The organism is Streptomyces racemochromogenes, assembly GCF_044129415.1.
Lineage (GTDB): Bacteria > Actinomycetota > Actinomycetes > Streptomycetales > Streptomycetaceae > Streptomyces > Streptomyces racemochromogenes_A.
This window is the reverse complement of record NZ_JBBDHD010000255.1, coordinates 1-3,848: the sequence shown is the minus strand read 5'-3', so window position 1 is coordinate 3,848 and position 3,848 is coordinate 1. Positions and strand designations below refer to the sequence as shown.

Here is a 3,848-nt window from a genome sequence, read left to right as displayed (position 1 = left end):
CCCCCCCCCCCCCCCCCCCCCCCCCCCCCCCCCCCCCCCCCCCCCCCCCCCCCCCCCCCCCCCCCCCCCCCCCGACACACCCGTGCGGGTCAACCAGCTCGGCTACCTGCCCGACGGCCCCAAGCGGGCCACCGTGGCCAGCGCGGCGACCGCCCCGCTCGCCTGGCAACTGCGCGACGCGGCGGGCGTGGTGGTGGCCTCCGGTACCACCGCCGTGCGCGGCGCCGACCAGGCGTCCGGCCAGTCCGCGCACCTGGTGGACTTCGGCGCCTACACGGGAACCGGAACCGGCTACACCCTGGGGGTCGACGGCCGGACCAGCCACCCCTTCGACATCTCCCCGTCGCTGTACGACGCCCTGCGAGCGGACAGCATGTCGTTCTTCTACCAGCAGCGCAGCGGCATCGCCATCGACGCCGCCCTGGCCGGCGGCAGTGCCTACGCGCGCCCCGCCGGGCACCTGGGCATCGCCCCGAACAAGGGCGACGGCGACGTCCCCTGCCAGGCGGGGGTGTGCGACTACCGCACGGACGCGCGGGGCGGCTGGTACGACGCGGGCGACCACGGCAAGTACGTCGTCAACGGCGGCATCTCCGTCTGGGAGCTGGTCAACTCCTACGAGCGGGCCCGCCGTTCGGGCGGCGACGCGGCGCTCGGCGATGCGACGCTGCGGGTGCCGGAGCGCGGCAACGGAACGCCGGACGTGCTGGACGAGGCCCGCTGGGAGCTGGAGTTCCTGCTGCGGATGCAGGTCCCGGCCGGGAAGCCGATGGCCGGGATGGCCTTCCACAAGGTGCACGACGCCCAGTGGACCGCCCTGCCGACCCGGCCCGACCTCGACGCCGAGCAGCGCGAGCTGCACAAGCCGTCGACCGCCGCGACGCTGAACCTGGCGGCCTCGGCCGCGCAGTGCGCCCGCGTGTACGCGCCGTACGACGCCGCCTTCGCCGCCCGCTGCCTGGACGCGGCCCGCCGCGCCTGGACGGCCGCCCGGGCCAACCCGAACGTGTACGCCCCGGCGGCCGACAACACCGGCGGTGGCGCGTACGAGGACGCCGACGTGTCCGACGAGTTCTACTGGGCGGCGGCGGAGCTCCTGGCCACCACCGGAGAGGCACAGTACCGGGACGCCGTCACCGCCTCCCCGCACCACGCCAAGCCCGCCGACGGGTTCTGGTGGGGCGGCACGGCCACCCTCGGCCGCATCACCCTCGCCACCGTCCCCGGCGTGGGCCTGCCCGCCGACGACGTCGCCCGGCTGCGCGGCCTGCTGACCACGGCCGCCGACGGCCACCTGTCCACCATGGCCGGACAGGGCTACCCGGTGCCGCTCCCCGCCACCGGTTACGCGTGGGGCTCCAACAGCTCCGTCACCAACAACGCGATGCTGATGGCCGTCGCCTACGAGCTGACCGGCCAACAGCGCTACCGGGCCGGGGCGCTGGAGTCCCTGGACTACCTGCTCGGCCGCAACGCCCTCGACCTCTCCTACGTCACCGGCTACGGCGAACGTCACTCCCAGAACCAGCACCACCGGTTCTGGGCACACCAGAACGACGCCTCGCTGCCCCACCCGCCGGCCGGCTCCTTCGCGGGCGGCCCGAACGCGGCACTGGAGGACCCGGTCGCCAGGGAGAAGCTCGCGGGCTGCGCGCCGGCCACCTGCTACGTGGACGACATCGGCTCCTACTCCACCAACGAGGTGGCGATCAACTGGAACGCGTCGCTGGCCTGGCTGGCGGCCTTCGCCGCCGAGCGGCGCGGCGCCGCGGCGGTGCCCGTGGTCCAGGTGGCACCGGCGGCCGTGACGGTCCCGGAGGGCGGTTCGGCCCCGGTGGGCGTACGGCTCTCGACGGCGCCCGCGCGGGACGTCACGGTGACCGTGGCCCGGAGCTCCGGTGACGTGGACCTGTCGGCGGCCGCCACCCTGGTGTTCACCCCCGCCGACTGGGCGACGGCGCAGCAGGTTCCGGTCTCCGCCGCCCAGGACGCCGACGCCCTGCCGGGCAGCGCCACGTTCACCGCCGGCGGCCCCGGTGTGCAGTCGGCGACGTTCACGGCGACGGAGGCGGACGACGACGCGCCCGCGGCCCCCTGCGCGGTCGCCTACCGGATCGACAACGCCTGGGGGAACGGCTTCACGGCGACGGTGAGCGTGCGCAACACCGGCACCTCGACGCTCTCCGGGTGGACCCTCGGCTGGAACTTCGCGGGTGACCAGCGGATCGGCAACGCCTGGAACGCCACGGTGAGCCAGGCGGGCAGCACGGTCACCGCCCGGGACGCCGGGTGGAACGGCACCCTGGAACCCGGCGGCAGCGTGAGCTTCGGCTTCCAGGCGACGTATTCGGGTACCAACGCGCCCCCGTCGCGCTTCACGCTGGGCGGTGCGGTCTGCTCCTGAGCGGCCACCGTCACGGCGAGGGTGTTCCCACCCTCGCCGTGACGCGTCTCAGGTGCGGGTCCAGCGCTGGTTGCTGCCGTTCGAGCAGGAGTAGAGCTGGATCAGCGTGCCGTTGGCGGTGCCGTTGCCGGTGGCGTCGAGGCAGAGGCCGGACTGGACGCCGACGATGGACCCGTCGGAGTCGAGCCGCCACTTCTGGTTGTCGCCGCCCCAGCAGCCGTGGATCTGGACGGCGGCGCCGTTGCCGGTACCGGCGGCGTCCAGGCACTTGTCACCGTAGACCCGAAGCTCGCCCGCCGCGGTGTACGCCCACTGCTGGTTGGCGCGGCCGTTGCAGTCCCACAGGCTGAGCCGGGTGCCGTCGGTGGTGGCGGCACCCGGCACGTCCAGGCAGCGGCCCGAACCCACACCCTTGACCGGCCCGGAACCGGGCGACGGGGCCGGGGTGGAGGAGCCGGAGTTGAGCGCCGTCAGCACGGCGGTGTAGGCGGGCTTCCTGGTGCCGCTGCCGTCGAACAGCAGCGGCGACTGCTCCGATCGCCAGGAGTCGGTGTCGCGCACGCCCCAGACGGTGATGCCGAGACAGCGCGGGACGGCCAGGCAGTCGTTGGCCACGTTGGCGTAGGTCGTGGCGGAGGCACCCTGGACGTCGAGTTCGGTGACGGCCACGTCGACGCCGAGGGCGGTGAAGCTGCGCAGCGTGGTGCGGAAGTTGCTGTTGTAGGGACTGTCGTTGTTGAAGTGGGACTGGAAGCCGACGCAGTCGATCGGCACGCCGCGCTGTTTGAAGTCCCGGACCATCGCGTACACGGCCTGGGTCTTGGCCCAGGTCCAGTTCTCGATGTTGTAGTCGTTGTAGCAGAGCTTGGCACCCGGGTCGGCGGCGCGGGCGGTGCGGAAGGCGACCTCGATCCAGTCGTTGCCGGTGCGCTGGAGGTTGGAGTCGCGCCGGGCCCCCGAGCTGCCGTCGGCGAAGGCCTCGTTCACGACGTCCCACTGGGCGAGCTTGCCCTTGTAGTGGGCCATCACGCCGTTGATGTGGCTGGTCATCGCCTGGCGCAGCGCGCCGCCGCCGAGGTTCTGCATCCAGCCGGGCTGCTGGGAGTGCCAGGCCAGGGTGTGGCCGCGCACCTGCTTGCCGCTCCGCACCGCCCAGTCGTAGACGCGGTCACCGGCGGTGAAGTCGAACCGGCCCTGCTGGGGTTCGGTGGCGTCGATCTTCATCTCGTTCTCGGGCGTCACCGAGTTGAACTCGCGGCCCGCGATCGTCGTGTACGCGGAGTCGCCCAGTCGGCCCGAGGCGATGGCGGCGCCGAAGTAGCGGCCGCTCTGCGCGGCCGCGGGGGGGCGGGGGGGGCCGGGGGGCGGCGGGGGGCCCCGGGGGGGGCCCCCGCCGCCCGCCCCCCCCCCCGGCCCGGCCCCCGGCCGGCGCCCTCCCCGCCCC

General features: G+C 74.3%; 2 protein-coding genes. One reads left to right on the top strand and one right to left on the bottom strand.

Going from position 1 to position 3,848, the window contains the following annotated elements:
- The first annotated feature begins 82 nt into the window (after positions 1-82).
- Positions 83-2,404: a glycoside hydrolase family 9 protein gene (locus WDV06_RS36475; RefSeq protein ID WP_395514099.1), complete on the top strand. Its 2,322-nt coding sequence runs from the start codon at positions 83-85 to the stop codon at positions 2,402-2,404.
- Positions 2,405-2,452: 48 nt separating this feature from the next.
- Here the strand turns inward: WDV06_RS36475 and WDV06_RS36470 are convergent.
- Positions 2,453-3,848: endo-1,4-beta-xylanase (locus WDV06_RS36470; protein WP_395514098.1), on the bottom strand; the 1,396-nt coding region annotated here is incomplete at its 5' end.